The organism is Natrialba swarupiae (assembly GCF_008245225.1).
GTDB lineage: Archaea > Halobacteriota > Halobacteria > Halobacteriales > Natrialbaceae > Natrarchaeobius > Natrarchaeobius swarupiae.
The window spans coordinates 184,095-210,139 of the sequence record NZ_VTAW01000003.1; the positions used below are offsets into that span (position 1 = coordinate 184,095).

Annotated in this window: 23 protein-coding genes; 12 read left to right on the forward strand and 11 right to left on the reverse strand. The window is 65.4% G+C overall.

The features are described 5' to 3' along the window. Positions 1-72: 72 nt before the first annotated feature. Genes pyrG through FYC77_RS04410 form a run of 3 tightly spaced genes read left to right on the forward strand, consistent with a single transcriptional unit; the run spans position 73 to position 2,992 of the window. Positions 73-1,752, forward strand: a complete 1,680-nt coding sequence (gene pyrG, locus FYC77_RS04400) for a glutamine hydrolyzing CTP synthase (protein ID WP_149080292.1) — start codon at positions 73-75, stop codon at positions 1,750-1,752. Next, positions 1,752-2,669, forward strand: a complete 918-nt coding sequence (guaA, locus tag FYC77_RS04405; protein ID WP_149080293.1) for a glutamine-hydrolyzing GMP synthase — start codon at positions 1,752-1,754, stop codon at positions 2,667-2,669. Before pyrG ends, guaA begins: the two co-directional genes overlap by 1 nt. 2 nt (positions 2,670-2,671) lie before the next feature. Continuing rightward, positions 2,672-2,992, forward strand: a complete 321-nt coding sequence (locus tag FYC77_RS04410; protein ID WP_149080294.1) for a DUF7126 family protein — start codon at positions 2,672-2,674, stop codon at positions 2,990-2,992. 573 nt (positions 2,993-3,565) lie between these two features. Here the strand turns inward: FYC77_RS04410 and FYC77_RS04415 are convergent. Continuing rightward, positions 3,566-4,297 carry a 5-formyltetrahydrofolate cyclo-ligase gene (locus tag FYC77_RS04415; protein WP_149080295.1) on the reverse strand — a complete coding sequence of 244 codons (732 nt, stop codon included), beginning with the start codon at positions 4,295-4,297 and terminating at the stop codon, positions 3,566-3,568. Beyond that, positions 4,294-4,950: a MogA/MoaB family molybdenum cofactor biosynthesis protein gene (locus FYC77_RS04420; protein WP_149080296.1), complete on the reverse strand. Its 657-nt coding sequence runs from the start codon at positions 4,948-4,950 to the stop codon at positions 4,294-4,296. The genes FYC77_RS04415 and FYC77_RS04420 overlap by 4 nt, the downstream gene beginning before the upstream one ends. A gap of 77 nt (positions 4,951-5,027) precedes the next feature. Between FYC77_RS04420 and FYC77_RS04425 the strand changes: the two genes are divergently transcribed. After that, entirely contained in the window at positions 5,028-6,068 is a 1,041-nt protein-coding gene (locus FYC77_RS04425; protein ID WP_149080297.1) for a zinc-binding dehydrogenase, read from the forward strand. Positions 6,069-6,129: 61 nt separating this feature from the next. Continuing rightward, a complete protein-coding gene (locus FYC77_RS04430) occupies positions 6,130-6,447 on the forward strand; it encodes a hypothetical protein (protein WP_149080298.1) in 318 nt (105 codons plus the stop codon). A 21-nt stretch (positions 6,448-6,468) separates the two neighbouring features. Here FYC77_RS04430 and FYC77_RS04435 read toward each other — a convergent pair whose 3' ends face one another. From FYC77_RS04435 to FYC77_RS04445, 3 genes are all read right to left on the reverse strand, one after another. Next, complete coding sequence (locus FYC77_RS04435) at positions 6,469-6,786, reverse strand: DUF7853 family protein (protein WP_149080299.1); 318 nt, start codon at positions 6,784-6,786, stop codon at positions 6,469-6,471. Between the two features lie 141 nt (positions 6,787-6,927). After that, positions 6,928-7,488: an NUDIX hydrolase gene (locus FYC77_RS04440; protein ID WP_149080300.1), complete on the reverse strand. Its 561-nt coding sequence runs from the start codon at positions 7,486-7,488 to the stop codon at positions 6,928-6,930. 79 nt (positions 7,489-7,567) lie between these two features. After that, positions 7,568-7,981 carry an Lrp/AsnC family transcriptional regulator gene (locus FYC77_RS04445; protein ID WP_149080301.1) on the reverse strand — a complete coding sequence of 138 codons (414 nt, stop codon included), beginning with the start codon at positions 7,979-7,981 and terminating at the stop codon, positions 7,568-7,570. 102 nt (positions 7,982-8,083) lie between these two features. Between FYC77_RS04445 and carA the strand changes: the two genes are divergently transcribed. Further along, entirely contained in the window at positions 8,084-9,160 is a 1,077-nt protein-coding gene (carA, locus tag FYC77_RS04450; protein WP_149080302.1) for a glutamine-hydrolyzing carbamoyl-phosphate synthase small subunit, read from the forward strand. 45 nt (positions 9,161-9,205) lie between these two features. Here the strand turns inward: carA and FYC77_RS04455 are convergent, their stop codons facing one another. Further along, entirely contained in the window at positions 9,206-9,982 is a 777-nt protein-coding gene (locus tag FYC77_RS04455) for an SIMPL domain-containing protein (protein WP_149080303.1), read from the reverse strand. Between the two features lie 111 nt (positions 9,983-10,093). On the opposite strand from FYC77_RS04455, the gene FYC77_RS04460 reads away from it, so the two are divergent. Then, on the forward strand, positions 10,094-10,966 hold the full coding sequence (locus FYC77_RS04460) for a universal stress protein (protein ID WP_149080304.1): 873 nt from the start codon (positions 10,094-10,096) through the stop codon (positions 10,964-10,966). Positions 10,967-11,076: 110 nt separating this feature from the next. On the opposite strand, the gene FYC77_RS04465 is transcribed toward FYC77_RS04460, so the two are convergent. From FYC77_RS04465 to purH, 3 genes are all read right to left on the reverse strand, one after another. Then, positions 11,077-12,702 carry a hydroxysqualene dehydroxylase gene (locus FYC77_RS04465; protein WP_149080305.1) on the reverse strand — a complete coding sequence of 542 codons (1,626 nt, stop codon included), beginning with the start codon at positions 12,700-12,702 and terminating at the stop codon, positions 11,077-11,079. 246 nt (positions 12,703-12,948) lie between these two features. Continuing rightward, positions 12,949-13,893: a hypothetical protein gene (locus FYC77_RS04470; RefSeq protein WP_149080306.1), complete on the reverse strand. Its 945-nt coding sequence runs from the start codon at positions 13,891-13,893 to the stop codon at positions 12,949-12,951. Positions 13,894-14,123: 230 nt separating this feature from the next. Next, positions 14,124-15,761, reverse strand: a complete 1,638-nt coding sequence (purH, locus tag FYC77_RS04475; RefSeq protein ID WP_149080307.1) for a bifunctional phosphoribosylaminoimidazolecarboxamide formyltransferase/IMP cyclohydrolase — start codon at positions 15,759-15,761, stop codon at positions 14,124-14,126. 176 nt (positions 15,762-15,937) lie between these two features. On the opposite strand from purH, the gene purB reads away from it, so the two are divergent. Beyond that, on the forward strand, positions 15,938-17,326 hold the full coding sequence (purB, locus tag FYC77_RS04480) for an adenylosuccinate lyase (protein WP_149080308.1): 1,389 nt from the start codon (positions 15,938-15,940) through the stop codon (positions 17,324-17,326). Between the two features lie 182 nt (positions 17,327-17,508). On the opposite strand, the gene FYC77_RS04485 is transcribed toward purB, so the two are convergent. Beyond that, positions 17,509-17,853, reverse strand: coding sequence for a hypothetical protein (locus FYC77_RS04485; RefSeq protein ID WP_149080309.1), 345 nt, complete (start codon positions 17,851-17,853; stop codon positions 17,509-17,511). A 63-nt stretch (positions 17,854-17,916) separates the two neighbouring features. Here FYC77_RS04485 and FYC77_RS04490 point away from each other — a divergent pair, with 63 nt between their 5' ends. Continuing rightward, complete coding sequence (locus tag FYC77_RS04490) at positions 17,917-18,261, forward strand: hypothetical protein (protein WP_149080310.1); 345 nt, start codon at positions 17,917-17,919, stop codon at positions 18,259-18,261. A 66-nt stretch (positions 18,262-18,327) separates the two neighbouring features. Here FYC77_RS04490 and FYC77_RS04495 read toward each other — a convergent pair whose 3' ends face one another. After that, complete coding sequence (locus tag FYC77_RS04495; protein WP_149080311.1) at positions 18,328-18,735, reverse strand: CBS domain-containing protein; 408 nt, start codon at positions 18,733-18,735, stop codon at positions 18,328-18,330. Between the two features lie 125 nt (positions 18,736-18,860). Between FYC77_RS04495 and FYC77_RS04500 the strand changes: the two genes are divergently transcribed. From FYC77_RS04500 to FYC77_RS04510, 3 genes are read left to right on the forward strand one after another with little or no spacing between them, the layout of a single operon-like run. Then, positions 18,861-21,083 carry a PD-(D/E)XK nuclease family protein gene (locus FYC77_RS04500; RefSeq protein ID WP_149080312.1) on the forward strand — a complete coding sequence of 741 codons (2,223 nt, stop codon included), beginning with the start codon at positions 18,861-18,863 and terminating at the stop codon, positions 21,081-21,083. After that, positions 21,076-22,152: a PD-(D/E)XK nuclease family protein gene (locus FYC77_RS04505; protein ID WP_149080313.1), complete on the forward strand. Its 1,077-nt coding sequence runs from the start codon at positions 21,076-21,078 to the stop codon at positions 22,150-22,152. Before FYC77_RS04500 ends, FYC77_RS04505 begins: the two co-directional genes overlap by 8 nt. Next, complete coding sequence (locus tag FYC77_RS04510) at positions 22,145-25,918, forward strand: ATP-dependent DNA helicase (protein ID WP_149080314.1); 3,774 nt, start codon at positions 22,145-22,147, stop codon at positions 25,916-25,918. Before FYC77_RS04505 ends, FYC77_RS04510 begins: the two co-directional genes overlap by 8 nt. The last annotated feature ends 127 nt before the right edge of the window (positions 25,919-26,045 follow it).

The following is a 26,045-nucleotide window of genomic DNA, read 5'->3' on the forward strand; positions in this document are numbered from 1 at the left end:
CTGGAATGACAACGCCTATCGGAGTCGATCCGGTCCCGAAATCGTTTTCAACTGCTCGCGCGGACACTCGGTATGCCGACGGAATCGGACACTCATTATGACCCCTCTCTGGGGAACAAGTTCATCTTCGTCACCGGCGGGGTGATGTCGGGTCTCGGCAAGGGGATCACGGCCGCGAGCACCGGGCGGCTCCTCAAAAACGCCGGCTTCGACGTCACCGCGGTCAAGATCGATCCGTACCTGAACGTCGATGCGGGGACGATGAACCCCTACCAGCACGGGGAGGTCTACGTCTTAGAGGACGGCGGCGAGGTCGACCTCGATCTGGGGAACTACGAGCGATTCCTCGACGTCGACATGACCTCGGATCACAACGTCACCACCGGGAAGACCTACCAGCACGTCATCGAGAAAGAACGTGCGGGCGATTACCTCGGGAAGACGGTCCAGATCATCCCCCACGTTACGGACGACATTAAACGCCGGATTCGCGAGGCCGCCGAGGGAAGCGACGTCTGTCTCGTCGAGGTCGGCGGCACCGTCGGCGACATCGAGGGGATGCCCTATCTCGAGGCGTTGCGCCAGTTCGCCCACGAGGAAGACGAGGAGGATATCCTCTTCGCCCACGTCACCCTGGTCCCGTACTCGAAAAACGGCGAACAGAAGACGAAGCCGACCCAACACTCGGTCAAGGAGGTGCGCTCGATCGGTCTCCAGCCCGACGTGATCGTCGGCCGCTGTGAGAATCGCCTCGAGCCCGAGACGAAAGAGAAGATCGCGCTGTTCTGTGACATTCCCACCGAAGCGGTGTTCTCGAATCCGGACGTCGAAGACGTCTACCACGTCCCGCTGATGGTCGAAGACGAGGGCCTCGACCAGTACGTTCTGGAACGGTTCGGCCTGGCCGAGGAAGCGCTCCCCGAAGGGGAACGAGCCAACGAGTGGCGCGAAATCGTGACGACGGAGAAAGACGGCGAGGTCGACGTCGCACTCGTCGGCAAGTACGACCTCGAAGACGCCTACATGTCGATCCACGAGTCGCTGAAACACGCTGGCTTCGAACTCGGCGTCGACGTGAACGTCCACTGGGTCCACGCCGACGGGATGGCCGAGAACTACGACGACCAACTCGAGGATGTCGACGGAGTCATCGTCCCCGGCGGGTTCGGAATGCGCGGTGCGGAGGGGAAGATTCGCGCGGTCCAGTACGCCCGCGAAAACGACGTTCCCTTCCTCGGGCTCTGTCTGGGCTTCCAGATGGCCGTCGTCGAGTACGCGAGGAACGTCCTCGATCTCGAGGGGGCACACTCCGCGGAGATGGACGAAGAGACGCCCCACCCGGTCATCGACATTCTGCCCGAACAGTACGAGGTCGAGGACATGGGGGGGACGATGCGACTCGGCGGACACACAACGGTGATCGAGCCCGAGACGCTCGCGTACGACCTCTACGAGGATACGTCCTGTTCGGAGCGCCACCGTCACCGCTACGAGGTCAACCCCGAGTACTTCGAACAGTTCGAGGACGAACCGCTCGTCTTCTCGGGCACCGCCGGAAATCGGATGGAGATCCTCGAACTCGAGGACCACCCGTACTTCCTCGGAACGCAGTTCCACCCCGAGTACACGTCCCGTCCCGGCCAGCCGAGTCCACCCTTCCTCGGGTTGGTCGAGGCCGTCCTCGAGCGTGCGACGAACGACGAGCACGACGCAGACACCGGAGCAGACACCGAAACTGAGGTAACCCACTGATGGTCGACACTGAGACGTTCGTACCCGACGCAGTAGCAGAGATCGAAGACGAAATTGGCGACGAAAACGCCGTCATCGCCCTCTCGGGCGGCGTCGACTCGTCGGTCGCGGCCGCACTCGCATACGAAGCGATCGGCGACCGGCTCACCCCCGTCTACGTCGACACCGGCCTGATGCGCAAAGGCGAGACCGCCCAGATCCGCGAGACGTTCTCCTACATGGAGTCGCTTCGCGTTATCGAGGCCAGGGATCGATTCCTCGAGGCGCTTTCCGGCGTCACCGACCCCGAGGAGAAGCGAAAGATCATCGGCGAGCAGTTCATTCGCGAGTTCGAACGCGAGGCCAAAGACGCCGACGCCGACTACCTCGTCCAGGGGACGATCTACCCCGACCGGATCGAGAGCGAGGGCGGGATCAAGTCCCACCACAACGTCGGCGGCCTCCCCGAAGTCGTCGACTTCGAGGGCATCGTCGAACCGGTCCGCGACCTCTACAAGGACGAGGTTCGCGAGGTCGCCCGTCACCTCGGACTCGAGGAGATCGTCGCAGAACGAATGCCGTTCCCCGGTCCTGGTCTTGCCGTACGCGTCATCGGCGAAGTGACCGAGGAGAAACTCGAGGTCGCCCGCCACGCCTGCCACGTCGTCGAGGACGAACTCGAGGAGTACGAGCCCTGGCAGGCGCTCGCCGCGGTGATCGGCAAGGCGACGGGAGTCAAGGGAGACAACCGGGTTCACGGCTGGGTCGTCTCCGTTCGCTCCGTCGACTCTCGTGACGGGATGACCGCCCGCGCCCAGGAAATCGACTGGGAGACCCTCCAGCGGATCCAGTCGCGGATCACCGGGACGAACGAGAATGTCGCCCGCGTCGTCTACGACGTGACCCACAAACCGCCGGCGACCATCGAGTACGAGTGACGATGGAGGTTATCGTCGCCGGACCCGACGAGGACGAGATTGCGCCGGCGCTCGAGGCCGAAGGCGCGACCGTGAGTCGTCTCGAGGGCGTCGTCTCGCGTCCAGAACTCGAAACCGCTGGAATCGTCGATGCGGAGCTGTACGTGCTGACGGACGTCGGCCAGGCGACGACGATCCCGATCGTCTGCGATTTGAACGACGATATCCGGACCGTCGTCTACGCGCGGGATACGGTTCCGGAGTTCGTCAGGGGACAACTGGACCTCGCTCTCGATCCGCAGCTGATCGATCCGATCGTCCTCGCCGAAGAGGTAACTGACTGATACGGTTTGGGATGACTGCTTGCCGGTCTGCGATCGACCGGGAGACCCATCGCGATCCGTATGAACGGTTTCTGTCCCGATCCCCCGGCGCAACCGCGACCGGACAGCGGGTTGACCGGAACTGACGGAGAGTGCTGTGACTGGCCCACAAACCGGCGGGATCCGACCACCACGACTCGAACCGTATTCGATACCTCGTTCCATTCGACGCCGACTACCAAGGATGAAAAACTATTAAGAAATACCTTATTCCGAGGTATGAACTGTTTACCTCCCGATATCGGAGGTTTGAATCCGGGTTAACTGCGAGGGAATTCGGTGTAAGAACGGTATACCGTCATCCCCGTTCAAGTAGTTCTCCCCGGTAGCATGTGATGGAGGTCGACGGGTAGACCCCACCAAGGCACCCCACGCCTGTTCCCGTGACTTCCAGCAATCCCACCACAGCACCCTTCCCCCACCATTGCCATACCGTTCCCGACGCGGGCTACTGCACCGGCCTGCGTCACACCCTGCGGTTCTGGCACCCCTGGGACGTGCGTTGCGTCCCAGGTTGGACGTTCAATCCGCGAGTTACGACTGCCGTTTTCGAAGTCGACTGAGAATGGGGATCTCCGTTAGACGTCTCTCGTCCAGGAGACGCCAGTCGATCCCACCCGGCGGCGCGTCGCCGTCCGGACGGATCGTCCGTTCGGGCGTGATGACCAGATCCATCGGGACGTCGTGTGCGTCGAACTCGAGGTCGTCGTCGACGAGTTGTCGCTCGTGGACGGTCGTCGCGACCGGCGTGGTCTCGTCGACGAGATCGAGTTCTCGACAGATAGCGTACTCGAGGTCGCTGTATCCTTCCCCCTTTCCGATACGGCCGCCGTCGGCGACGGCGACGCTTCCGGCGACGATCAAGTCGATCGGCGCGAGGGCGTCCGGCCCGACCTGGACGCCGTGTTTCGCGGAGCCGGAGACGGTGGTGGCCTCGTCGTAGTCCTCGAGCACGTCGGGGTCGAGTTCGAGAAAACACCGCTCGTCGCGCAGCCGCGGCACGGCCATGTAGACGGTCTTTCCGTCCCGGAGCGCCCGTCGTCGCACGGGGAGTTGCGGCGCGTCGGGGTTCGTCTTGATCGTCGTCGCCTCCTCCCACTCGGGCTGGTCTGCGAGCCGTTCGACCGCTTCCTTCGCGCCGGCGAAATTCGGAATTCGGCCGTGAGGCGGGAACGGAAACCGGGCCGTTGCGCTCTCCTCGAGGTCGTCCCAGACCCGCTCTCGAATGGCTTCCTTCTCGGCGTCGTCGTCCGTTTCGCTCGTCATCGGCTTCGCGGTTCGGCGTCGTCGGTTCCGTCGTCGTTTCGCGATTCGGCGTCGATCGGAGTCGCCTCGTCGTTTTGCGGTTCATCGTCGTCATCGGTCCCATCGTCGTCCGCGCCGCCGTTGCCACGCGCGAGTTCGACGAGGTGGCGCGCTTCGTGGAGGAGTATCTCCTCGACGCCGAGTCGGGCGGCCTCGGCGTTCCCCGGCAGGCTGAAAACCGGGGTCGATTCGGCGACGCCCGCGAGGGTTCGCGCCGCGACGACGCGGGTTCCGACGGACTCGTAGGCGAGCATCGTAAACAGGTCGCCGAACGCCGGAAGCTCTCTGTCCAGAAGCGGCTCGATCGCCTCGATGGCGACGTCGTCCGGTTCGACGCTCGTGGCGCCCGCGGTGACGACGAGGTCGACGTCGCCGCGTTCGATCACGCGCAGGACGATCGACTGGACGCGATCGTGGTTGGGTCCGACGTGCTCTCTCGTCGCGATTTCGTGGCCAGCCTCCTCGAGCGCCGAACCGATCGCTTCGCCGGCTGCGTCGGACTCGAGCGTCCGGTTCGAGGCGACGGTGACGACGCCGACGCCGAGTGGCGGGTCGGATTCGGTGACGTCGCTGTCGGCCGCGTCCACACCTGTCTCCACGTTTGTCTCGTTCATGGGACGGCTTCGGTATCCACCGGGAAAACGCTGATCAACCGAACCATTATGGGTGACGTTTCCGTCCGTCGTGACGCATGCAGGCAGTCAAGATCACGGAACACGGCGACACGGACGTCATCGAGTACGGCGAGTATCCAGATCCCGAAGTCCGCCAGGATGAGGTGCTCGTCGACGTGAAAGCGGGCGCGCTCAACCACCTCGACGTGTGGGTTCGCCGTGGGCTGCCGACGCTCTCCCTCGAGATGCCCCACGTCCCGGGGAGCGACGCCGCTGGCGTCGTCGAGGCGGTCGGTGAGGACGTCACGCGGTTCGAACCAGGAGATCGAGTCGCCGTGAGTGCCGGGGTGAGCTGTGGTGACTGCGAGTTCTGTCGCGACGGAGACCCGACGCTCTGTGTCAACTTCCACCTCCTCGGCGAGCACGTTACCGGCGTCCACTCGGAGTACGCGGCCGTCCCCGCGGACAACCTGATCGCGGTTCCCGACGGCGTCGACTGGACCACCGCGGGTGCGTCGACGCTGGTGTTTCAGACTGCGTGGCGGATGTTGATCGATCGGGCGGATCTCGAGGCCGGCGAGTCCGTGCTGGTGCTGGGTGCCAGCGGTGGGGTCGGACATGCGGCCGTCCAGATCGCCGACTATGCGGGCGCGGAGGTGTACGCCACCGGAAGCACGGTGGAGAAACTCGAGTACGCGCGCGATCACGGTGCGGATCACGTTGTCAACTACGAAGAGCAGAACTTCGCGGACTGGATCCGTGAGGAGACGGGCAAACGCGGCGTCGACGTCGTCGTCGACTACATCGGTGCGGGGACCTGGCGAGACTCGATCAAGAGCCTCGCGAAGAACGGTCGACTCGTCACCTGCGGTGGGACGGCCGGCGGCAATCCGGAGACCGACATTCCACGGATCTTCTGGAACCAGTTGCGGATTGTCGGTTCGACGATGGGAACACCGGGACAGGTCGACGACGTGATGGATCTCGTCTGGGACGGCACGTTCGAGCCCGCGATCCGCGACGTGCTCCCGATGAGCGAGATGGCTCGCGCTCACGAGATCATCGAGGGTCGCGAGGGGTTCGGCAAGGTCGTGGTTCGTCCGGACAGCGAACTGTAACGGGTCGACACGCACCGAGCAAACCGTGAGGACTTTGCTCCCGTGGCGACAACGCAGACTCGTGACCTCGAGCGACGACGGCGGTTACGTCCACGATCCTTCGGCGTTCGACGACGACGGCGAGCGCCGGGAGGAGGCGGACGGGCCGGCGGACGACGACTGGACCGACCGGCCGGTACATCCCGCAGATGCCGACCGCGAGTTCGACCGGCGGGGATGGATACTCGTCGCCGTCATCGTCTTCGCGTTCGTCGTCTCCCCGCTCGCGATCGTCCTGTGGCCGCCCGACGTGAGCTACCTGTTCGCGCTGTTGATCCTGCCGCTCGTTCCGGCTGTGTTACTCGCCGTGACGGCCGTCTGGGCGACGACGAGACCGTAAAACGCGAGCTGTCTGGCGCTCTTACGCTCGAGCGCCAGTGACGTCCTCGAGCCGCTCGAGGACGGCGGATCCGTGGACGAGGTCCTGTTGAGGTGTCTCCTCGGAGTCGAGATAGTCCGCGAGCAGATCCGCGAGTCGGCGGATCTGTCGGTGGGTGAACGTCTCCGGTTCGTCGTCGGATTCGATCGTTTCGAATACGTCGATTGCCCACGCTGGCGGCGTTTCCTCGGCGTCGAGCGCGTCGTCGACGCGGATTGCCACGACGTGGTGGACGACCCATCGTTCTTCTCGGGAGAGCACAACTTCGTGCGTCTCGGTTTCCGGTGGTGGGGAACTCATTTCGTCACACGGACCGATTCTGTCGGTCCTCACGGGAGGATACGAACAGTACCGTAATAAGTCTTGTTGCATGGTAACATATACCACTCCACGAGGGGACATCCAGGTTTACCCGGTCGGGCCCGAATCTGCTTCGAGGCGTTAGCGAACGTCTCGTCGCATTGCGATCTCGAACCAGGGACAGAGCCGGAGCTGTCGGTACCACTCCGGGTTCGCGGACAGGCGCTCGTACGGCACCCACATCAGCCCCGCGACCTCCTCTTCGTTCGGCTCGAGAGAGCGATCGGTCAGCGTCAGCTTCAGGACTGCACAGACCTCGTGTTCGACCCCCGCGTTCTCGAAGTAGCGTTTGTACTCGAAGCGGTCGGTCAGACGAACCTCGTCGTACTGGTCGGGCGTGATGCCGAGTTCCTCCTCGAGTCGCTCCCGGGTCGCTTCCTCCTGACTCTGGCCCTCGACGGGGTGGGAGGCGACGGTCCCGTCCCAGTGGGTTCCCCAGAGGCGCTTGTCGGGTGCACGCTGTGCGAGTAAGACGTTGTCGTCCTCGTCGAAGACCAGCGAGGTGAACGCCCGGTGACGGATCCCGTCTCCGGTGTGTGCCTCGAGTCGGTTGACGAGTTCGAGTTCGGTGTCGTTTTCGTCGACGGCGATAACGTCCTGTGCGGCGTTTTCGTGACCGAGTTCTTCCTGTGGTGTGGTCATACTCTCCCAATCGGAGAGCCGCCTGAAACCAGTATCGCCTTCCGGTACCTGACGGTGGCGGGGCGGGCGTCGACGATACTCAGCCGAGTTCCTCGTCGAGGATGAGACGTGTCTTTGTGCTTACGACTTCCTCCTGGTCGCGTGCCTGCGTGATGAGATCGTTTACGCCGCGGGTGTCGGTGGCGTCGACGACGAGGACGATATCCTGTTCGCCGGAGACCATCCAGACGAAATCGACCTCTTCCCAGGTTGCCATCCGTTCGGAGACGGCTTTGGTGTCGACATCGACTGCGACGCTGATCTCGACCATCGCTTTGACGTTGCCTGTCCGAGTCGAGATCGTAAAGCGCTCGATGATCTCGTCGTCCATCATTCGTTCGACGCGGTTGCGGACGGTTCCCTCGCTCGTCCCGACCTCGTCCGCGATCTCGGTGTAGGGCGTCCGGGCGTCCCGTCGAAGGCTATCGAGGATCTGTCGGTCCAGGTCGTCCATAGAGATCCGATCGTACGATCGGCGCTCACTTACCCATTACGAATTTCGTAACTCAGCTTCGAAGACAACACTTATGCCGGTGTATCCGATACGTAGATCGTAATGACAGCGGCCTACGTTGCGTTGGAAGGCGGCCACGTACTCGAGGGGCGTGGTCGTGCTCCGGGAACAGCACACGGCGAACTGGTTTTCACGACGGCGTATACGGGATACGAGGAGAGCCTGACGGACCCCTCCTACGAGGAGCAGGTCCTGACGTTCTCGTACCCACTGATCGGCAACTACGGCGTTCGAGAAGAACGATTCGAGGACGACCGCGTCCACCCGCGTGCGGTGCTCGCGAAGGAACTCACTGCAGATGTCGTCGACTGGCTCGACAGCGAGGGCGTTCCCGCTATCGACCATCTCGACACGCGCGAGGTCGTCACCGACATCCGCGACGGCGGCGCGATGAAGTGTGGCATCGCCGTCGGCGAGGACGTCACCCAGGAGGATGCACTCGACGAACTCGCGGCCTGCAAGTCGATGAGCGAACACACAGATATCGGCACACAGGTTAGCGTCGACGAACCGATCGTCCACGGCGCGGACAACGACGGACCGGACGTCGCGCTCGTCGACTGCGGCGCGAAGGGATCGATCGTCGACTCGCTGCTCGACCGCGATGCGACGGTTCACGTCCTGCCCTACGACGTCGCCGCTGCCGACGTCGACGCGCTCGATCCCGATGTCCTGTTCATCTCGAACGGCCCCGGCGACCCGGCGAACTACGAGGACGCGATCTCGCTCGTTCAGGCGTTCGTCGAGGAGACGCCCGTTGCCGGCATCTGCCTCGGCCAGCAGATCGTCGCCGAAGCGCTCGGCGGGACGACTACGAAGATGACGTTCGGTCACCGCGGCGTCAACCAGCCCGTCCTCGACCTCGAGTCGGGTCAGGTCGTGATGACGACCCAGAACCACGGCTACACGGTCGACGATCCGGGCGACCACCTCGAGATCACCCAGGTAAACGTCAACGACGACACGCCCGAGGGACTCGACGGAATCCAACACGACATCATCACCCGTCAGTACCACCCCGAGGCCAACCCCGGCCCGGAGGACACCCTCGACTTCTTCGACGACGTCCTCGCGATGGCCGAGACGCACGCGACGACGGCCGTTCCCGCTGACGACTGATCGACCCTTGTTTCGATTTTCGTAGTCGCTCGAGTTCAGGACCGATCAGCCGGCGTCTTCGAAGCCGTAGACGACCTCGACCGACCCGCTTACGGTGACGTGTCCAGTGTCGATCTCGGTCCGCGGCGTCGTACCGGCGGCGGAGTCGTCCGCTTCGACGACCGCATACTCGTCGGCGCGGACGGGAACGACGTCGACGTTTCTGGTCGACACCGATTTCGTCCCGGTGATCGAAACACCGCGGTTGGCCGCGATGTGTTGAGCTTCCTCGTCGGCGTTCTCGAGAGCGTGATCCAGCGCGTCGCCTCGCAACTCGGCGCGTTTCTCGTCGCTCAACCCGAAGCTGACGCGTCCGACGTCGTCGGCACCGGCCGCGGTGACCGCGTCGATGACCTCTCCCGTTCGATCGACGTCCTCGAGGCGAACCTGGAAGCTGTGTGCACCCTGGTATCCGTTCCCATCGCGCTCCGGTCGAATGGTGTACCGACCCGACTCGATGTCGTCGTCGGGGATCCCGAGTTCGTCGAACGCCTCCCGCAGGTTGTCGGCCCGTTCAGCGAGTTCGGTTTCGACCTCGTCGGCGCTTTCCCCGGACGCTTCGACGCCGACCTGGAGTCTCGCCTCGTCGGGTTCGGTCTCCACCTCTCCGCTCGCGCTCACTTCGATCGTTCGACCCGCCGAGTCACCGGTCGCCGAGCCAGTTATCGATCCTTCGGTGGCCGGCCCGTCGTTCGAATCGCTTCCCAGTGTGGTCTCCAGACACCCTGCCGTCGCGGCGGTGACGCCCGCCGCCGACATCGCGAGAAACTGTCGTCGGTCCATACGCTCGATAACGGGCTGACGTATCAAACCACCTCCGCAAGCTAAAACCCCTCTTTCACCGAGTACAGCCCGGCGGCGTGCTTATATCTACTCGTGTGATACTCGCACACAATGTCAGCTGACCGCCTCCTCGTCCCCGTCGCGAATCCGGAGACTGCAGACCGGTTGCTCGACACCGCCGTGGATCTCGCGGCCGACCGCGACCTCGAGCTTCTCGTCCTCTCGGTGGTTACCGTTCCGATGCAGCTCTCGCTCTCGCAAGCGCGAACCTCCCTCGAGACCGACGACCGCGAGCAACTCGTCGACGACGCGGTTGACCGCGTCCGCGGATACGGCGTCGACGCATCGGGCCGAATCCGCTTCGCACGGAGCGTTGCGAGTGGCATCTGTGGCGTCGCAACGGACGCCGACGCCGAGGCGGTACTGCTCGGGTGGCGCGGCCAACCGAGACGGCGGGACGTCGTTCTCGGCAGCCACATCGACGCCGTTCTCGAGGAGGCACCGTCTGACGTCCTGGTCGAGCGCATCGATCGAGATCGCGAATCCGTCTCCTCCGTGCTCGTTCCCGTCGCGGGAGGACCGAACACGAGGCTTGCTGCGTCGATCGCCGGCTCGCTCGCCCGCACGCACGACGCTCGCGCCGAACTGCTCACCGTCGTTCCCGACCGGACCGAGACGGTCGTTGGCGACGCTCGAGACCTGCTCACGCGGACGTCTCCGGAACTCGGTGCCGTCAGTTCCGTCGAGGAGACCGTCCTCGAGGGGCCGGTCGTCGAGACGATCGTCGAGCGAAGCGAGCGCCACGACGTCACCGTCGTCGGGGCCGCCGAGGGCGGTCTCTTCCGGCGCGTCCTCGTCGGCGACGTCCCCGAGACGATCGGACGCGAGGCCGACGGGACGGTCCTCATGGCAAAACGGCACGAACCCGTCTCGAGTGCGCTCCGGCGACGGGCTCGTGATCGCGTTGGCTCGCTGTTCCGGTAGGAGAACCCTCGAAACGATTCAGGCGGGATACCGTCCGCCACTCCCGAAAACCGCCGTTCGAATCGCGGTCGAACGGGGGCTCGGACGCGATCGAACGGAAGACCGAACGGTCACGACCGTCCGCCGAGCCGTGCCGTCACCGACCGCAGCGACTGCGTCACTTCCGCCGGGTGCGGTAGTCCGAGGCGGTAGCGGAACCGATCCTCGCGCTTGAACGGCTCGAAGACGACGGGTTCCTCGAGCTCCCAGATCGTCGCTCGCTGGGGAATTCCGTGCCGGCGACGGATCGCGTTCGCCGCCCGACGGCCGGCCTCGTTCGCCGACTCCATCGACGCCAGATCGGAGTTCGTCCGGACGTAGTCGCCCGCGAGCACGAGGTTCTCGACGCCGACGTCGGCCGGGGGGCGGTTGCGAAGCGAGCCGACGGTGTTGATCAAAAGCGGCGAGCGGTTCTCGACGCCGCCGTCGGTTTCGACGATCGCGGGATCGAGAAACCAGTCGACGAGCACGTCGTCGGTGAGTTGCGGTTCCGCGGCGTGGAGGTGGGCTCGTAGCTGCGCCCAGATCTCCGCAGCGATCTCCTCGCGGGTGCACTCCCGGGCCGGTCTGTCGTATAAAATCCCCGGCGTCGTCCAGTCGGACGCGATCACCGAGAGGACGCCGGCGACGTCGTCCGGGCCCCGCTCGTCGACGTCGTAGTCGGTCCAGAACTGCCGCTGAGAGATCGACGTCAGCGCCCACGGCGAGTCGGTGTACACCTGGTGGCCGGGGCTCAACTCGAGGTCGACCGAGAGGTAGAACTGGATGCCGTTCATCCAGGCGGTCTCGAGGCGCTCGATCCGGCCGAGTTCGGGCGCGACGCGGGCCAGTTCGGGCGTGACGAACGTCGGTGCGACGTCGACCGGAACCGCGAGGACGTATTCGTCGGCCGAAATCGTCGTGCCGTCGGCGAGTTCGACGCCGTCGATGCGCCGGCCATCGAACGAGATCGATCGGGCGGCGGTGTTCGGACGGAGGTCCACGCCGAGGTTCTCGAGGTGATCGATCCAGGGATCGATCCAGGCTTCGTTCGTCGGCGCGTTCAGGATCTGCTCGGTCGGTCTGGTGGGATCGAGTTGGCCGAACAGCAACTGGAGGTAGATCGTCCCCATCGTGCGCGCACTGGCGGCCCTGGGTCTGAGCGCGACCAGCGACTGCGTCGTCGACGCGAGCCGATCCCGAAACGCCGGCGAGCGGTTCTCGGCGTCGGTGAACTCCCACCAGGAGATGTCGTCCAGTTCCTCCGCCCGCCGTTTCTCACAGGCGGTCAGGAGGTACGCCAGCCGCTCGAGTAAGAAGTGTACGTCGCGGGCCGGTAACTCGTCGGCAAACGCCGGCCGGAGCGCCTCGAGCCAGCCGCGAACCGAGTCGGGTGTCCCCGTCTCCGCGACCCGATCGGGGCCGGTGGTGCTCGCGAGCAGTGTCGCCTCGGTCTCGACGAGGTTGTCCGCCACGGTACCGTTCCCGTCCGGAATGCGCGCCATCGTCTCGACGACGTGGCGGTAAAACGCGGGGAAGAACCGGAATCCGTGCTCGCCGTGGAGCGCGGCGGGACCGTCGTCGATCGGCATCGATCGCGCTTTCCCGCCGAAACGGTCGTTGGCCTCGAGGACGGTCACGTCGACGCCGCACTCGGCGAGTTCGTGGGCCGTCGTGAGGCCGCCGATTCCTCCGCCGATCACGAGAACCGTCGTCATTAACCCGTCCTACGGCGGCGAACGGATTAACGGCCACCCCTAACGAGGTGGTTTCGATCGGTTACGGGTGGACGGGAGCGAGATCCGCACTTTGTCGCCGGAGGGATGTCGACCAGTCCAGTCGGTGAATCGAAAGGGAGTCTGACAACGGGTGGCATGGAGATCCCACATCCCCGCTCGAGGACGACGGCCTCCCCAGCCTCGAGCGGTGTCGATCCCCGCCGTCAGCGTCTGACTTCGCCCACTTCACCACGAGGTCAGCAGATCTCGAGGTCTCCGGTCCGGAACCGCGTGCTCAGGGAGTGCGTCCCAGCCCAGCTGTTGTTCTTCTGGATCGGCGTCGGTCTCGAACCCGGGATCCGCGACCGGGGTGCCGCCGCGATACTCCGGTGACGGCGCGTCGTGGGCGAACACGCCCTCGGGATGTGGGACGGTCCAGACGTGCATCATACACGGCGTCCGGCACGGAATCGAGAGTTCCCCCTCCTCGTAATCGCGTTCGTGCACCTGTCGGTAGTACGCCCACGCCAGCCGTCCGGGCAATCCGCGGTGGTAGTGCCACGGCGAACACCGCTTCTCGTCGCCCGCCACGTCGTGATCTGTTTCACCGTGGCTCGAGCCGTCGTCCGCCCCCTCGTCACTCGAGTCGCCGTTCGTTCCCTCGTCGCTCGAGTCCCCGCTGTCCGATCCCGGCCCCGCGTAGAGTGTGGGCGGGTCGACCGGATCGCCGTCGACGGTCGCGATGAACATGATGCCGATCGGTCGCCAGGACTCGTTGTCGACGAGGATGGACTCGGGTCGGTCGGGATCGACCAGGGTGTCGTCGCCGATGTACTCGGGACTCAGCCAGTGTGACCAGCCCGCCGTCGCTCCGGGGCGTTTGACGTCGAAGTAGGGGAGAAAATCCGCCTCGAGTAGACTCCCGACTGTCGGGTATCGGGTGTCGATCGTCTCACTGGCCTGCTCCCTGAGTTCGATCGTCTCCGGATGGTCGTCCGCACAGCCCTCCATACTTGCGTCCTCGCAGTGGTCCATGTCGGTCCGAATCGTCGCGTCCGGACATCTCCGGCTTCCCCCCGGCTCCGCGCCTCGAGCCGTCGCCGTCCCCACCGCGGAGACGCCCACCGCCGATCCGACCGCCGAGAGCAGTGCCCGCCGCCGAACCGCCGAACGATCGTGTTCGCCGTTCATGCCACGAACTCGCACACCTGCCCCGACCGTAAATGCTGTCGGCGATTATCCGTACTGTCGTCGGCATGGAACAGTCGCTACAGCCGGTCGGTTACTGTGGACGACTCGAGGCGTGATTGGCTGACTTTCTGGATCGAAAATCGCCGTAAATTCGGGCGCTCGCGGTCACTGTGTTCCCGCTCGCCGTGTAGCGGTTCGGAGCGAGTGAAGTGGGTGGGAACCGCGCTCGCTCAGTCGTGCCGGAACGACCGCTGGCCCGTAAACGCCATCGCCATGCCGTGTTCGTCCGCCGCCTCGATGACGTCGTCGTCGTTGACCGAGCCGCCGGGCTGGACGACCGCCTCGATGCCCGCCTTTGCGGCCTCCTCGATGCCGTCCGGGAACGGGAAGAAGGCGTCCGAGGCCATGACTGCGCCCTCGGCGTCCTTTCCTTCCGCGTGTTCGTCGGCTTTCATCGCCGCGAGCCGAACCGCGTCGACGCGGGAGACCTGCCCCATCCCGATACCGACCGTCTCGGTGCCGTCGGCGAACAGAATTCCGTTCGATTTCACGTGTTTCAGGGTCTGCCACGCGAACACCATCGACTCGAGTTCCTCGTCGGTCGGTTCGCGCTCGGTGACGATCTCGAGGTCATCAACGGAGATCGACTGGAGGTCCCGTTCCTGGACGAGGCGGCCGCCGACGATCGGTTTCTCGGTAAAGCGGTCGGTCCGCTCACCCAGCTCGCCGACATCGAGGACGCGCAGATTGTCCTTCTCGAAGAGGATCTCGAGCGCCCCCTCGCTGTAGCCGGGGGCGACGACGACCTCCTTGAACGAGTCGACGATCCCTTCGGCGGTGTCGGCGTCACACTCGCGATTCAGCGCGACGATGCCGCCGAACGCGCTCATCGGGTCCGTCGAGAGCGCCTTCTCGTACGCTTCCGACAGGGAGTCCGCGGTGGCACAGCCCGCGGGGTTCGTGTGTTTGATCACCGCCGCCGCAGGCTCGTCGAACTCCTTGATGAGGTTCAACGCGCCGTCGGCGTCGTTGTAGTTGTTGTACGACAGCGCCTTCGCGCCCTCGTTGAGTTGGTCGGCGTGGACCACGCTCGCCTCCTCGCAGGTGTAGTCGGCGTACACCGCGGCGTCCTGGTGGGGGTTCTCCCCGTATCGGAGGGTATCGAGACGGTCGCTCGAGACGATGCGGCGGCCGGGAAGACCACCGTGGTCCGCGTCGTCGACGGTCGCCACGTCGGCCTCGACCGTGACCTCACCGGCGGTTTCGTCGACATCTACCGCACCCTCGGCGAACCACTTCACCGCACGCGGATACGCACGGAACTCGCCCTCGTAGAGGACGCGTTCTTTCAGACTCTCGGCGTCGTCGCCCTCGTAGACCGGAATCGGCTCCTGGGTGACGATCGGGCCGGCGTCGACCTCGCTCTCGAGCACGTCGCCGTCGTCGTCGGTCGCGTCCGTCACGACGTGGACCGTACAGCCCGTCACCGAGACGTCTGCCTCGAGGGCGTCGCCCCAGGCGTCCATGCCGGGAAACGACGGCAATAAGGAGGGGTGGACGTTCAGCGTCGTCGTCGCCTCCGAGAGGAACGTATCCGAGAGGATGCGCATGTAGCCGTCGAGACAGACGAGGTCGAACTCGTACTCGCTCAAGGCCTCGAGCACCGCCTCCTCGTGTTCACGGCGGTCCATATCGTCGGCGAGTGGGACGACCTCGGTCGAAATCCCGCGCTCGGCCGCGGACTCGAGGACTGGTGCGTCCTCGCTGTTCGTCAGAATCACCTCGAGTTCGGCTCCGCCCGGTTCTCTGTCGGCGATGTTCAACAGGTTGCGCCCCCGGTTGCCGGCCATCCCGGCGATTCGCGTCATAGTTTCATCGCCACCCGCGAGCGACAAAGTGATTGCGGTCTCGACGCCGATGATATTCACGTTCCTGCATCATTCCTGTGCTATTTCGACCCTACATCCACTGGGTATGCATACACGTGGCCCTTTCCGGCTCGGGTTTCGATACGCTTTTGGACCGCGCTGGAAAGAGTCGGACGATGACCGACACCGACGCCTTGTACGCCGTCTCGCCGCTCGACGGACGGTACAGTGGACGGACCGCACCGCTGTCGCCGTACGCGAGTGAGGCCGCGCTCATGCGCGCCCGCGTCCGAGTCGAAGTCGAGTACCTGATCGCACTCGCCGACCTCGAGGCCACGCCGCTCGAGATCGATATCGACGAGCGAGAACACTTGCGCGGCCTCTACACCACGTTCGCCGAGGAAGACGCCCAGCTGATCAAGAAACTCGAGACGGAGGGTCACGCCGGCTTCGAGGCGACGAACCACGACGTCAAGGCCGTCGAGTACTTCGTTCGCCACCGGCTTCCCGAGGACAGCGATGCCTCACCGTGGATCCACTTCGGACTGACCAGCGAAGACGTGAACAACCTCGCCCACCGGCTGCTCGTCCGCGACGCCGTCGACGAGGTCCTGCTTCCGGCGCTGTACGAGGTCCAGGACTCGCTGGCCGAGATGGCACGGGAGTACCGCGACCTCCCGATGCTCGCCCGAACTCACGGCCAGCCCGCGACGCCGACGACCTTCGGCAAGGAAATGGCCGTCTACGCGGCTCGCCTCGGCCGTGCGACCGGCCGCATCCGCGAGGCGACCGACGACCTGCGGGGGAAACTCGGCGGCGCGTCCGGAACGTACGCTGCCCACCACGCCGCCTATCCCGAGGTCGACTGGCAGTCGTTCGCAGCGGAGTTCGTCACGGACGGACTGGGCCTCGAGTTTCAGTCGCTCACCACACAGGTCAATCCCTGTGACGACCTCGCAACACTGTTCGACGCGTTCCGCGGCGCCAACGACGTCTTGCTCGATCTCGACCTCGACGTCTGGCTCTACGTCTCCGATCGCTACCTCGGCCAGGAGACCGTCTCCGGCGAGACCGGCTCCTCGACGATGCCCCACAAGGTCAACCCCATCGATTTCGAGAACAGCGAGGGTAACCTCTCGAAGGCCAACTCCGATCTCACCTTCCTCGCCGACTACGTCACCACCTCTCGGCTCCAGCGTGACCTCTCGGATTCGACGGTCAAACGCAACATCGGCGCCGCGTTCGCCCACTGCCTGATCGGCTACTCGAAGACCGCCGCCGGCCTCGAGAAGGTCGTCCCCACCGAGGCCGTCATGCGCGAGGACCTCGAGTCGACGCCAGAAATTATCGGCGAGGCCGTCCAGACGATCCTCCGACGCGAAGGCCAGGCGGACGCCTACGAGCAGGTCAAAGCCGTCACCCGCGGGAAGGACGTCACCCTCGAGGACTTCCGAGCGATGTTCGACGACCTCGAGGTCGACGAGGACGTCCGCGAGGAACTGCACGCGCTGACGCCGACCGGCTACACCGGCGTCGCGAGCGAGCTAGTCGACGGACTCGAGTGAGCGCGATTCCTGTGGTATGACGAAAGACGTCGAAGAGTGGTGGAACGCAACCGCCGATAACTTTCAGCGGGATATCGATACGGACGTCGGCGTCGACTGGTTTAGCGCGGGGAGGATGTCAAGGACGGTGCGTCACACGAGCTCACCGAGAGTTAGTTCGATACCGGGCGAGAGACGTTTTCTCACTCGTCGGTGATCCCCGCCTCGGACGTTGCGCGTCCTGACGTCGAGAGCCACGAACACAGTTGTTCGACGACGACGTCGGCGACGACGGCGGCGATCTGGTCCGGGGTATCGGTCAGATCCCAGACGTAGTCGCCCGTTCGCGTGACCGATACCCACTCGAGACAGTCGGCTCGATCCAGTACGATCAACAGTTCCTCGAGAGCCGCTTCCTCGAGTTGGTGGCCGGTCGACGATTCGATACTCGCGACGAGTTCTGGAGTGGTCGCGAGGACGCGGTCGTCGCCGTCGCGTTCGATCGGTGATGGGGACGTAATGGAGGGTGATGGCGGCCTGTTGGACATACTCGAGGTGGGACTCGTGGCGGAACGTCCATCACGGTTGGCGTGTACCACGACAGAATTGATATGGACTGTTCTCCTATCGTGGACGACAGCCGTGACGGTCAGGACGATCCGACGGATTCGTTCGACCTCGAGTACTTCGACCGAATCAGGGTTGGCGTCACGCGTGGGGAGTACGACCTCGGGATCGGCCCGCCCCGGGAGTATCCGGCTCGAGGCGACGTCTCCGTGCGGCCGGATGCAGGCGGCGACGGACTGGTACTGCTGAGCACCGACGCGATGGCCGGCGATTACGGAACCGGTCACGCGGACGTAGCGCTGACGCTCGAGGAGAGTCGCACGCTTCGGGATCTCCTCGACGAGGCGGTTCGATGTGTGCCAGCCCGGTCGCGATTGTCCTCGAACTGACGGAGCGTCGCCCGGACGAACCGCTATCCGCGTCGATCGAACGGTGGCTCGACCGACCGTCGCCGACTACTCTTTGGGGCTGGGCGAGTGGACCCGTGAGAGGTAGGAAGCGAGATCCGTCGTCGTGATGATTCCGATTGCCCCTTCTTCCTCGTCGACGACGGGGACGTGTTTGAACCCCTCTTCGACCATCAGATCCGCGACATCTCGGATACTGTCCTGGGCGGAGGCCGTCACGACGTCCGTACTCATATACCGCGAGACGGTCGTCTCGGCTTTCGGATAGCTCTGTGCGACGATGTCGACGAAGTCCGTCGTCGTCAGGATTCCCTCGAGGTGGCCGTCGTCGTCGACGACGAGCACCGAGCCGATATCGTTCTCGAGCATTACCTGACCCGCGTCTTCGACGAGCGTATCCGGCGTTACCGTCCGAAGCGACGTGGACATGACTCGTGCGACGAAAATATCTTGCATACTGCATTATTTCCCTTGCATAGTATAAGGGTTGTCGAACCGGTGAGTTGTGCTATCGGTCACCTCACCGGACGTTCTACACATCTTTAAATACAAATTCGAACATACACGGTGACGTGTCAGAGATGTCAACCGACCCTCCCCTCGAGGGGACGTGTAAACTCCGTCCCGGACCGATCGGCGATCCCGTCGACTCGGTCGCCGCCGAGTACACCGCCCTCGCAGACGAGTACGGGCCGCGAAACGTGCTCGTATTGAAACGTCACCCGGCCGGCCTCGAGCGCATCACGACGGAACTCTCCGACGTTGCGGCGACGACCGGCTCACCCCGCTCGCCACGGGTCGAATCGGTGCCCGAACACGCCTCCAAGGTCGTCGAGGAGTTCGACCCGACGCTCGACCGCCTCGAGTACGAAGAGCGGATCGAACTCATCTCGCTCGTGATCGACGGCACGAGTCGGGACGTCCCGGCGTACATAGAGCGGGCGTCGACACACGAGAGTTTCGTCCGCGACGTCGGCCAACTGTTGCTCGAGGCGACACGCCAGGGCATCCGCCTCGACGCCCTCGAGAGCGGGAGTGAGTCGCCACACGACTGTCTCGCGTTTCTCTACGCGATCAACGACCGATTCCACGAGGAGATCGCGAGCCGAGGCTACGTCGAGCGGGCAGACGTGATCCCCCGTGCAGTCGAGGTCCTCCAGGCCGACGTCGACGGGCTCCGAACTCGCGTGACCGACTCCGTCGACGCCGTTCTCGCCGTCGAGTTCGAGGAGTATCGCCGACTCGACCGTCGGTATCTCGCGGCGCTTTCCGAGGACGCGGATCTCGTCTGTCTCGGCGAACGCCACGCCAGCGTCGAACGAACGCGAGTCGAAACGGGGCGGATCGAAGACGCCGTCGGCGACGGTCTCGAGATCGAGACGCTCGAGGAGACGACCGCGGACGATGGTTCCTCGGGGACGGGCAGGAAAGACGGATCCCCTGACCGGACAGCGCACGAGGAACTGACGCGATTTCTCGCGACCGGCGAATCGCCCGCGGGACGGTCGGGTCGAGCGAAGCGAATCCGGACGCGGACCGAACGCGACCAGATCCGGGCCGTTGCGAGCGAGATCCGGTCGTTGCGTGAACGCCACGACTGGCGATACGACGAGTTCGCGGTCGCCGTCCCGCGGATCGAACGGGTTCCCGAGACGCGGCGATCGCTGCGCGAGGCGGGCGTGCCGACGGCGACGATCGGCACGCCGTCGCTGGCCGAAGATCCGGCGGTCAACGAACTGTATGCGTTCGTGACGGTCCAGTGTGAACGCGCCCGCGGCGGCGTCGAAACCGACCGCCAGGACCGCCGACGGGACGACGATCACGACGCCGCACTCGAGCGCCTGCGAGCGCGGGTGGACGACTTTTCGCCCGCCTTACTCGAGGCCTGTTCGGGCACGGGCGTCTCGCGGTCGCTCGCACGGTGGATACTCGAGACCGATCTGAAAGGACGGATCGCCGCGACCGAGGAGTGGGTCGACGCCCGCGAGCAGTACGAGGGTGTCAGACGGCTACTCGAGATCGCCCGCTTCGTCGAGGAGACGGATCTCGTCGGACCGGACTGGCGGGGGCTTCGGCGGATGCTCCGGCGAACGATCCGGTACGACGCACCGTACGTCCACACGGTCGACGCGCGAGCGCCGACCGGCGGCGTGGCGGTTCGACCGATCGAGAACCTGAAGTACGACTCGCGGGAGGTCGTCTTCGTCCTCGACCTGATCGACGAGATCTACCCCGGCGAGCAGTTTCTCACCCAGCTGTTCCCGACGGCCTGGCTCCGTGAACTGTCGACTTACCCCGCCGTCACCGACCTCTCGCCGGCCGCCGTCGACTCGACGTTCGCGCCGCCCTCGGGCGACGACGGCGTCGGTACCGCCTTCGAACGATACCACGCACAACGGTCCCGACGGCGGCTCGCGCTCGGATCGCGGGCCGCACGGAGCGCCCTCTATTGTTGTTCGTACGAACGGGGATCCGGCGGCCTCCGTCGAACGCACGACGAGTCGCGCTACCTCACGCTGATCGACTCGACCCCAGGCCTCGAACTCGAGGACGTCACCACCGACGCCACCTCGTCGGTCCGCGGCGCGACCAGCGCCGTGGAGACGATTCTCGAACAGCCCCACGGCGAACTCGAGCGGGTGCTCCGCGAGGCGAGCACCGGGGGCGAGGCGGATCTCGGCGAGACGGAAGCGCTGTTCTGTGAGATCGCCCTGGTTCTCGAGGGCGACGTCGATCCCGATCTCGCGGCGGCGATCCGCTCGCAGTTCGAGTTCGCGGCGGGCGAGGTGATTCGTGATGAGTGAGGGCGGCCTGGACGGTCCCCCACAGCCAGTCGAACGCCTCTCGGTCGACGGCGTCGAGACCTACCTCCGGTGTCCGCGCCGGTACGAGTTTGCCCACGTCCACGACCTCGAGTCCGCCGGCGAGAACGGTGGCGCGGATCGGGTCGATCTGCTCCGACGAGCAATCTGTGGGGCGTTCCAAACCGGGAAGACCACAGACGACGCACTCCTCGAGGCCAGTCGGACGACGCTGTCGGAGCAGTGGGCAGATCACGACGAGCGATTTCACTCCCGAACCCAGCGCCGACACGAGCGGACGGTGCTCGAGGCGACGCTCCGGGCGTACGTCGAAGAGGTCGGAGTCGACCACGCTGGCGGCCTCGAGCGGTGTGTCGGCGGTAACGTGACGATGGCCGACGTCGTCGGCCCCGGCCTCACACTCTCGCGGACGGTGTCCCCGACGGCAGCCGAGGAGTCCGCCAACCCGGGGTCCGACGGTGATCCCCACCCGATCGAGATCGAGGCCGAGGTCGACTACGTCTTCCGCGACGGCTCGTCGCTCGTCGCGGCTCGGTTCGTGCCGACGCTCGCCCCGCTCGGCCTCCTCCGGTATCGATCCCGGTGGGAGGGCGACGTCGCCGGCCAGTTCGTCGATCACTTCGACCGCGAGAGCGACGTCTACGACCCCGCCGCCGTCGCCGCGTTGCTCGAGACGGCGGTCGTCCTCGACGGTCTCCGGCGTCTCCGGGATCGTCTCGACCTCGGCGGGAAGACGTGTCGCTACGTTCAGATTCCGCTCGCGGATCGCTCGCGGACGTCGGTCAACTGGGTTCGCGAATCAGTCGAGACGAGTCTCGAGATCGCCGATCTGACGGACGTCTACGTCGACCAGCACACGTACGGACTGACCCACGAACACCGAAACGAGACGGTCGACGGCCGCCTCGCCGCGATCGTCGAACGGATCGGTGCCGGGGAGTTCGATCCCACCGATCGGTGGGACCACGTCAGGCGGACGGCCTGCCCCGACTGTGGGTACGCGGTCTGCTGTCAGGACCACATCGCCTCGGAGGTGCAGTTCGATGGGTGAAGACGACGGGCTCGAGCCGAGGGGGAACCAGCGGACGGTCATCGAAAGCCGGGCGGCCTGTCTCTCCGTCGACGCCGGCGCTGGCACTGGAAAGACGACGACGATGATCGCTCGCCTCGAGCGTGCGATCGAACGCGGCGAGATCGACCCCGACGGCGCGCTCGTGTTGACGTTCGCCAACGAGGCGGCGGGGAGCATCCGTGACGCGGTCGCCGACCGCCTCGGTCCGGAGACTGCGGCGGCGATCGACGTCCACACCTACCACTCGTTCTGTTATCGGCTGGTCCGGGAGTACGCCTACGCGGTGGGCTACTCCCCCGAGTTCGAGGTGGTCACCGAACGCAAGCGCCGCCGGATCGTCGGTCGCCTGCTCGCCGAAAACGAGTACGAGTTCGCGGCCGCGTCGGGCGGCGACGGCTCGACGACCGACCTCGTCGACGCCGTCGAACGGTTCGTCCGGACGATGAGCCGCGAGGACGTCACGCCGGAGACGCTACGGGCGACCCTTCCCGATGTCCGGACGCTCGAGTTGTTGACCGAGTTCGTCCTCTGGCTCGAGAGGCAGGCGAGCGAAGAGCTCTCGTTCGACAACGAGGCGTTTCGGTTCTTCAACCGGGACGAACACCTCGAGGCGGGTCGCGAGTCGCTGGTCGAGTACGGCACGCTCATCTCGTTCTGCCGGGAGAAAATCGCCGAGGCACCGGCGGCGTTTCGCGACGACGAGGTGGTTCGCGACGTCGATCGGTACCTCCGGGTACTCCAGCGGTGCGTGACGAACACGATCGAGACGCTCTCGCTCGACGAACCGACGACGAAACAGCTTCCGCGCGCGCTGTTCGGCAACGAAATCTGGGGGCGGCGAACCGATCGACTCGAGCAGAGCCCGTTTGGACGACTGAAACACTACGTCGAGTTCCTCCGGCTTGCCCGCCACTACGTGGACGTCTACGCGGATTACCACGAGCACCTGTCGAACGAGCGCGCGCTCGACTTCGACGAACTGGTGCGGACGGCGACGGGGCTGGTCCGCGGAGACGACGTGATGGGACGGATCGCTGGCGGCGGAGCGAACGGATCGCCCACCGGAGAATCGATCGCCGACGAGATCGCGACCCGGTGGGAACAGGTCTACTGCGACGAGTTCCAGGACACCGACGAGACGCAGTTCGGCCTGATTACGGCGCTCACCAGCGGCCCCGACCGGCCAGATCTGCTCGCGATCGGCGACAAGGACCAAGCGATCTACGGCTGGCGCGGTACCGACCGCGAAGGGCTCGACAGGCTCGCCGAGAGCTACGACGACCACGAATCGATCGAACTCGGGCTCAACTTCCGGTCGCGCCAGGAGATACTGGACCTCGCGAATCACTGCGAGTACGGCCCACAGTCCTCGAAGACGTTGCGAGAGGTCGACCGCGAGTCCGGGACGGGCGGCGGGCCGACGGCGGGGGGAAGCGAGTGGACGGACGGCGACGCCGGCTCGGAGACCGACGGTGATCCGAACGCACGCCCGGATCGCGTCGTCAAAGTCGAAAGCGACGAGCTCGGCCTGTCGACGCCCGAGCAGGTGTCGACGACGGTCTCGAGGCTGTTGAACGGCGACTCCGAGAACGTGCCCCGCCGGTCGCTCGGCGATATCGCCGTCATCGTCCGGACGAACCGCCACGCCCAGGCCGTCGCCGACGCGCTCCAGGAACGCCGGATTCCCCACGAGATCTCTGGATCGCCACGCGGAGAGATCGAACCCGGGATACAGACGGTGCTGTCGTACTTTCGGGTGCTCGTCGATCCCGACTTAGACGCCCACCTCCGGCGTGTGCTGCTGTACCGCTATCGCCTCTCGGGGAGCGACCTCGAGACGCTCCAGCGTCGGGACGGATCGCTGTACGACGCCGTCTTTGACGTCGATTTAGGGACTCTCGAGCGTTCGGAACGCCTCGAGCGGGCGCGCGAGCATCTCGCCGAACTGGAGCGGATGCGTGACGTCTACCCGTTGCCGGGGTTCGTCCGTCGGTTCCGCGAACTGACCCGCCTCGAGTGGTTCCTGACGGCCGACGAACGGGCCGACCTCGAGCGACTCGAGCGCTTCGTCGCGGCCTACGAGTCCGACGCGGCGATCCGCTCGCTCTCGACGGCGTTCGTCGACGGACTCGAGCGGACCCTCCGCGGGAGCGAACGCGAGCGCACTCGCGGCACGCGATCTGACGACCGGATCGACGTCATGACGGTCCACCAGGCGAAGGGCCTCGAGTTCGATACCGTACTCGTCCCCTACCTCTCCGACGAGGAGTGGTGTGTCGAGAACGATTACGCCGAGCGCGCCCGGTATCGACTGCTCGCGGCGACGCTCGACGACGACGTCGACTCGCCGTTGCTCGCAGATCTCGCGGCCGAGACCGTCGCCGAGGAGTGGCGGGTGCTCCACGTCGCGCTCACCCGTGCCGAGAATCACCTGTTCGTCTTCGGCTCCCCCTACGAGTACGACGGTGGTGAGGACGAACTCGGCGTCTCGACCGCACAGGGCTGTCTACACGCCGAGATCGAGTGGTCGGTCGCCGGCGAGCGCATGGCGCTGTGGTCGTCGCTTTCCGAGAGCTTCGAGCGGGTTCGCGAGAGCTATCCCGACACCGTCGCGGATCGAACCGATGCGATCGCGCGCTCGGCGGACTCGAGTCCGGGCACGATCACCTACTACGCCGGCTACGACGACCGAAGCGTCGAACCCCTCGAGACGGACGAGGCGATCGGGACGGTCCACCGACTGGGCCGGTTGCTTCGCGACGGGACGCTGTTGCCGGCGGCCGACGCCGCGGACGCTCTCCGACGGGGAGACACCGTCGACCGCCCCGTTCGAGTACCGAGTGGCCGACAGCTCTCGGCGCTGACCCCCGAGACCACGCGGTTCCCGATCCAGTCGCTCTCGACGGCCTCGGAGTTGTCGGTCGCCATACGCCACAGCTACACCGCGATGGAGACCCACGACACCTGCCCCCGGAAACACTACCTCGACCACGTCGTCCGTGCGATCGACGATCCGCTGGCAGGGACGACCCCGACGGCATCGGATCGGATCAGTCCGTCGGTCGCGCGTTCACGCGTCGTCGGAACGGTCTTCCACGACGTCGCGGAGGAGGCGTTCTACCGGGGGTATCGAACCAGCGAAGAGTGGCGCGAGGCGGCGATCCGCCAGCTCACCGCCCGCGACCTCGGTGCCTACCGCGAGCCGGTACTCGACTGCGTCGATCGCTACTTCGCGGCGACCGTGCCCGGATTCGATCTGCCGGTCGCCGACTGGGACCAACTCGCCGCCGAGCGCCCGTTTTCGCTCGCGAACGTCTCCGGCGTGGCGGGCGACGTGGTCGGCTACGTCGACTCGATCCGACGGCTCCCGCCAGTCGAGGCCGACGAAGCGCCGATCGACGGCGATTCCGGAGACCTCGTCGTCCTCGATTACAAGGCCACCGCCGGGCGGATCGATCTCGCGGACGCGACCCAGCTGACGCTGTACGCTCGAGCCTGTCGACAGCGGTTCGACGAGCCGATCGCGGGGGTCGGCTACGTCTACGTCGGTGATTCGGGGCCCGCCGTCGACCTCTACGAGCCGGCGGCGTTGCCGTCGTGGTCTGCCGTCCGCGAGACTCTCGAGTCGGTCGACGATCCGTCGTACGCGGAGACGTCCCCCGGTGAGCACTGCCGATACTGTCCGCACCGATCGCTCGGCTGTGCCCCCGAGGAGTTCACGCCCGCGGTCGCAGACGACGACTGATACGGATTACTGTCGCGATGTACCGGTGAGACCGCCGTCGGGGTCGTGGTCTCACCGAAACTGATCTACAGTAAACCGTCTGAGCTGCTGGCGTCGCCGCTTCCGACTCGAGAGGACGTTTTATCAG

What these genes read in the sequence shown, in the direction of transcription:
- pyrG (WP_149080292.1), top strand. Translation starts at nt 73, where the DNA reads ATGCCGACGGAATCGGACACTCATTATGACCCCTCTCTGGGGAACAAG.
- guaA (WP_149080293.1), top strand. Translation starts at nt 1,752, where the DNA reads ATGGTCGACACTGAGACGTTCGTACCCGACGCAGTAGCAGAGATCGAA.
- FYC77_RS04410 (WP_149080294.1), top strand. Translation starts at nt 2,672, where the DNA reads ATGGAGGTTATCGTCGCCGGACCCGACGAGGACGAGATTGCGCCGGCG.
- FYC77_RS04415 (WP_149080295.1), bottom strand. Translation starts at nt 4,297, where the DNA reads ATGACGAGCGAAACGGACGACGACGCCGAGAAGGAAGCCATTCGAGAG.
- FYC77_RS04420 (WP_149080296.1), bottom strand. Translation starts at nt 4,950, where the DNA reads ATGAACGAGACAAACGTGGAGACAGGTGTGGACGCGGCCGACAGCGAC.
- FYC77_RS04425 (WP_149080297.1), top strand. Translation starts at nt 5,028, where the DNA reads ATGCAGGCAGTCAAGATCACGGAACACGGCGACACGGACGTCATCGAG.
- FYC77_RS04435 (WP_149080299.1), bottom strand. Translation starts at nt 6,786, where the DNA reads ATGAGTTCCCCACCACCGGAAACCGAGACGCACGAAGTTGTGCTCTCC.
- FYC77_RS04440 (WP_149080300.1), bottom strand. Translation starts at nt 7,488, where the DNA reads ATGACCACACCACAGGAAGAACTCGGTCACGAAAACGCCGCACAGGAC.
- FYC77_RS04445 (WP_149080301.1), bottom strand. Translation starts at nt 7,981, where the DNA reads ATGGACGACCTGGACCGACAGATCCTCGATAGCCTTCGACGGGACGCC.
- carA (WP_149080302.1), top strand. Translation starts at nt 8,084, where the DNA reads ATGACAGCGGCCTACGTTGCGTTGGAAGGCGGCCACGTACTCGAGGGG.
- FYC77_RS04455 (WP_149080303.1), bottom strand. Translation starts at nt 9,982, where the DNA reads ATGGACCGACGACAGTTTCTCGCGATGTCGGCGGCGGGCGTCACCGCC.
- FYC77_RS04460 (WP_149080304.1), top strand. Translation starts at nt 10,094, where the DNA reads ATGTCAGCTGACCGCCTCCTCGTCCCCGTCGCGAATCCGGAGACTGCA.
- FYC77_RS04465 (WP_149080305.1), bottom strand. Translation starts at nt 12,702, where the DNA reads ATGACGACGGTTCTCGTGATCGGCGGAGGAATCGGCGGCCTCACGACG.
- FYC77_RS04470 (WP_149080306.1), bottom strand. Translation starts at nt 13,893, where the DNA reads ATGAACGGCGAACACGATCGTTCGGCGGTTCGGCGGCGGGCACTGCTC.
- purH (WP_149080307.1), bottom strand. Translation starts at nt 15,761, where the DNA reads ATGACGCGAATCGCCGGGATGGCCGGCAACCGGGGGCGCAACCTGTTG.
- purB (WP_149080308.1), top strand. Translation starts at nt 15,938, where the DNA reads ATGACCGACACCGACGCCTTGTACGCCGTCTCGCCGCTCGACGGACGG.
- FYC77_RS04485 (WP_149080309.1), bottom strand. Translation starts at nt 17,853, where the DNA reads ATGTCCAACAGGCCGCCATCACCCTCCATTACGTCCCCATCACCGATC.
- FYC77_RS04490 (WP_149080310.1), top strand. Translation starts at nt 17,917, where the DNA reads ATGGACTGTTCTCCTATCGTGGACGACAGCCGTGACGGTCAGGACGAT.
- FYC77_RS04495 (WP_149080311.1), bottom strand. Translation starts at nt 18,735, where the DNA reads ATGCAAGATATTTTCGTCGCACGAGTCATGTCCACGTCGCTTCGGACG.
- FYC77_RS04500 (WP_149080312.1), top strand. Translation starts at nt 18,861, where the DNA reads ATGTCAACCGACCCTCCCCTCGAGGGGACGTGTAAACTCCGTCCCGGA.
- FYC77_RS04505 (WP_149080313.1), top strand. Translation starts at nt 21,076, where the DNA reads ATGAGTGAGGGCGGCCTGGACGGTCCCCCACAGCCAGTCGAACGCCTC.
- FYC77_RS04510 (WP_149080314.1), top strand. Translation starts at nt 22,145, where the DNA reads ATGGGTGAAGACGACGGGCTCGAGCCGAGGGGGAACCAGCGGACGGTC.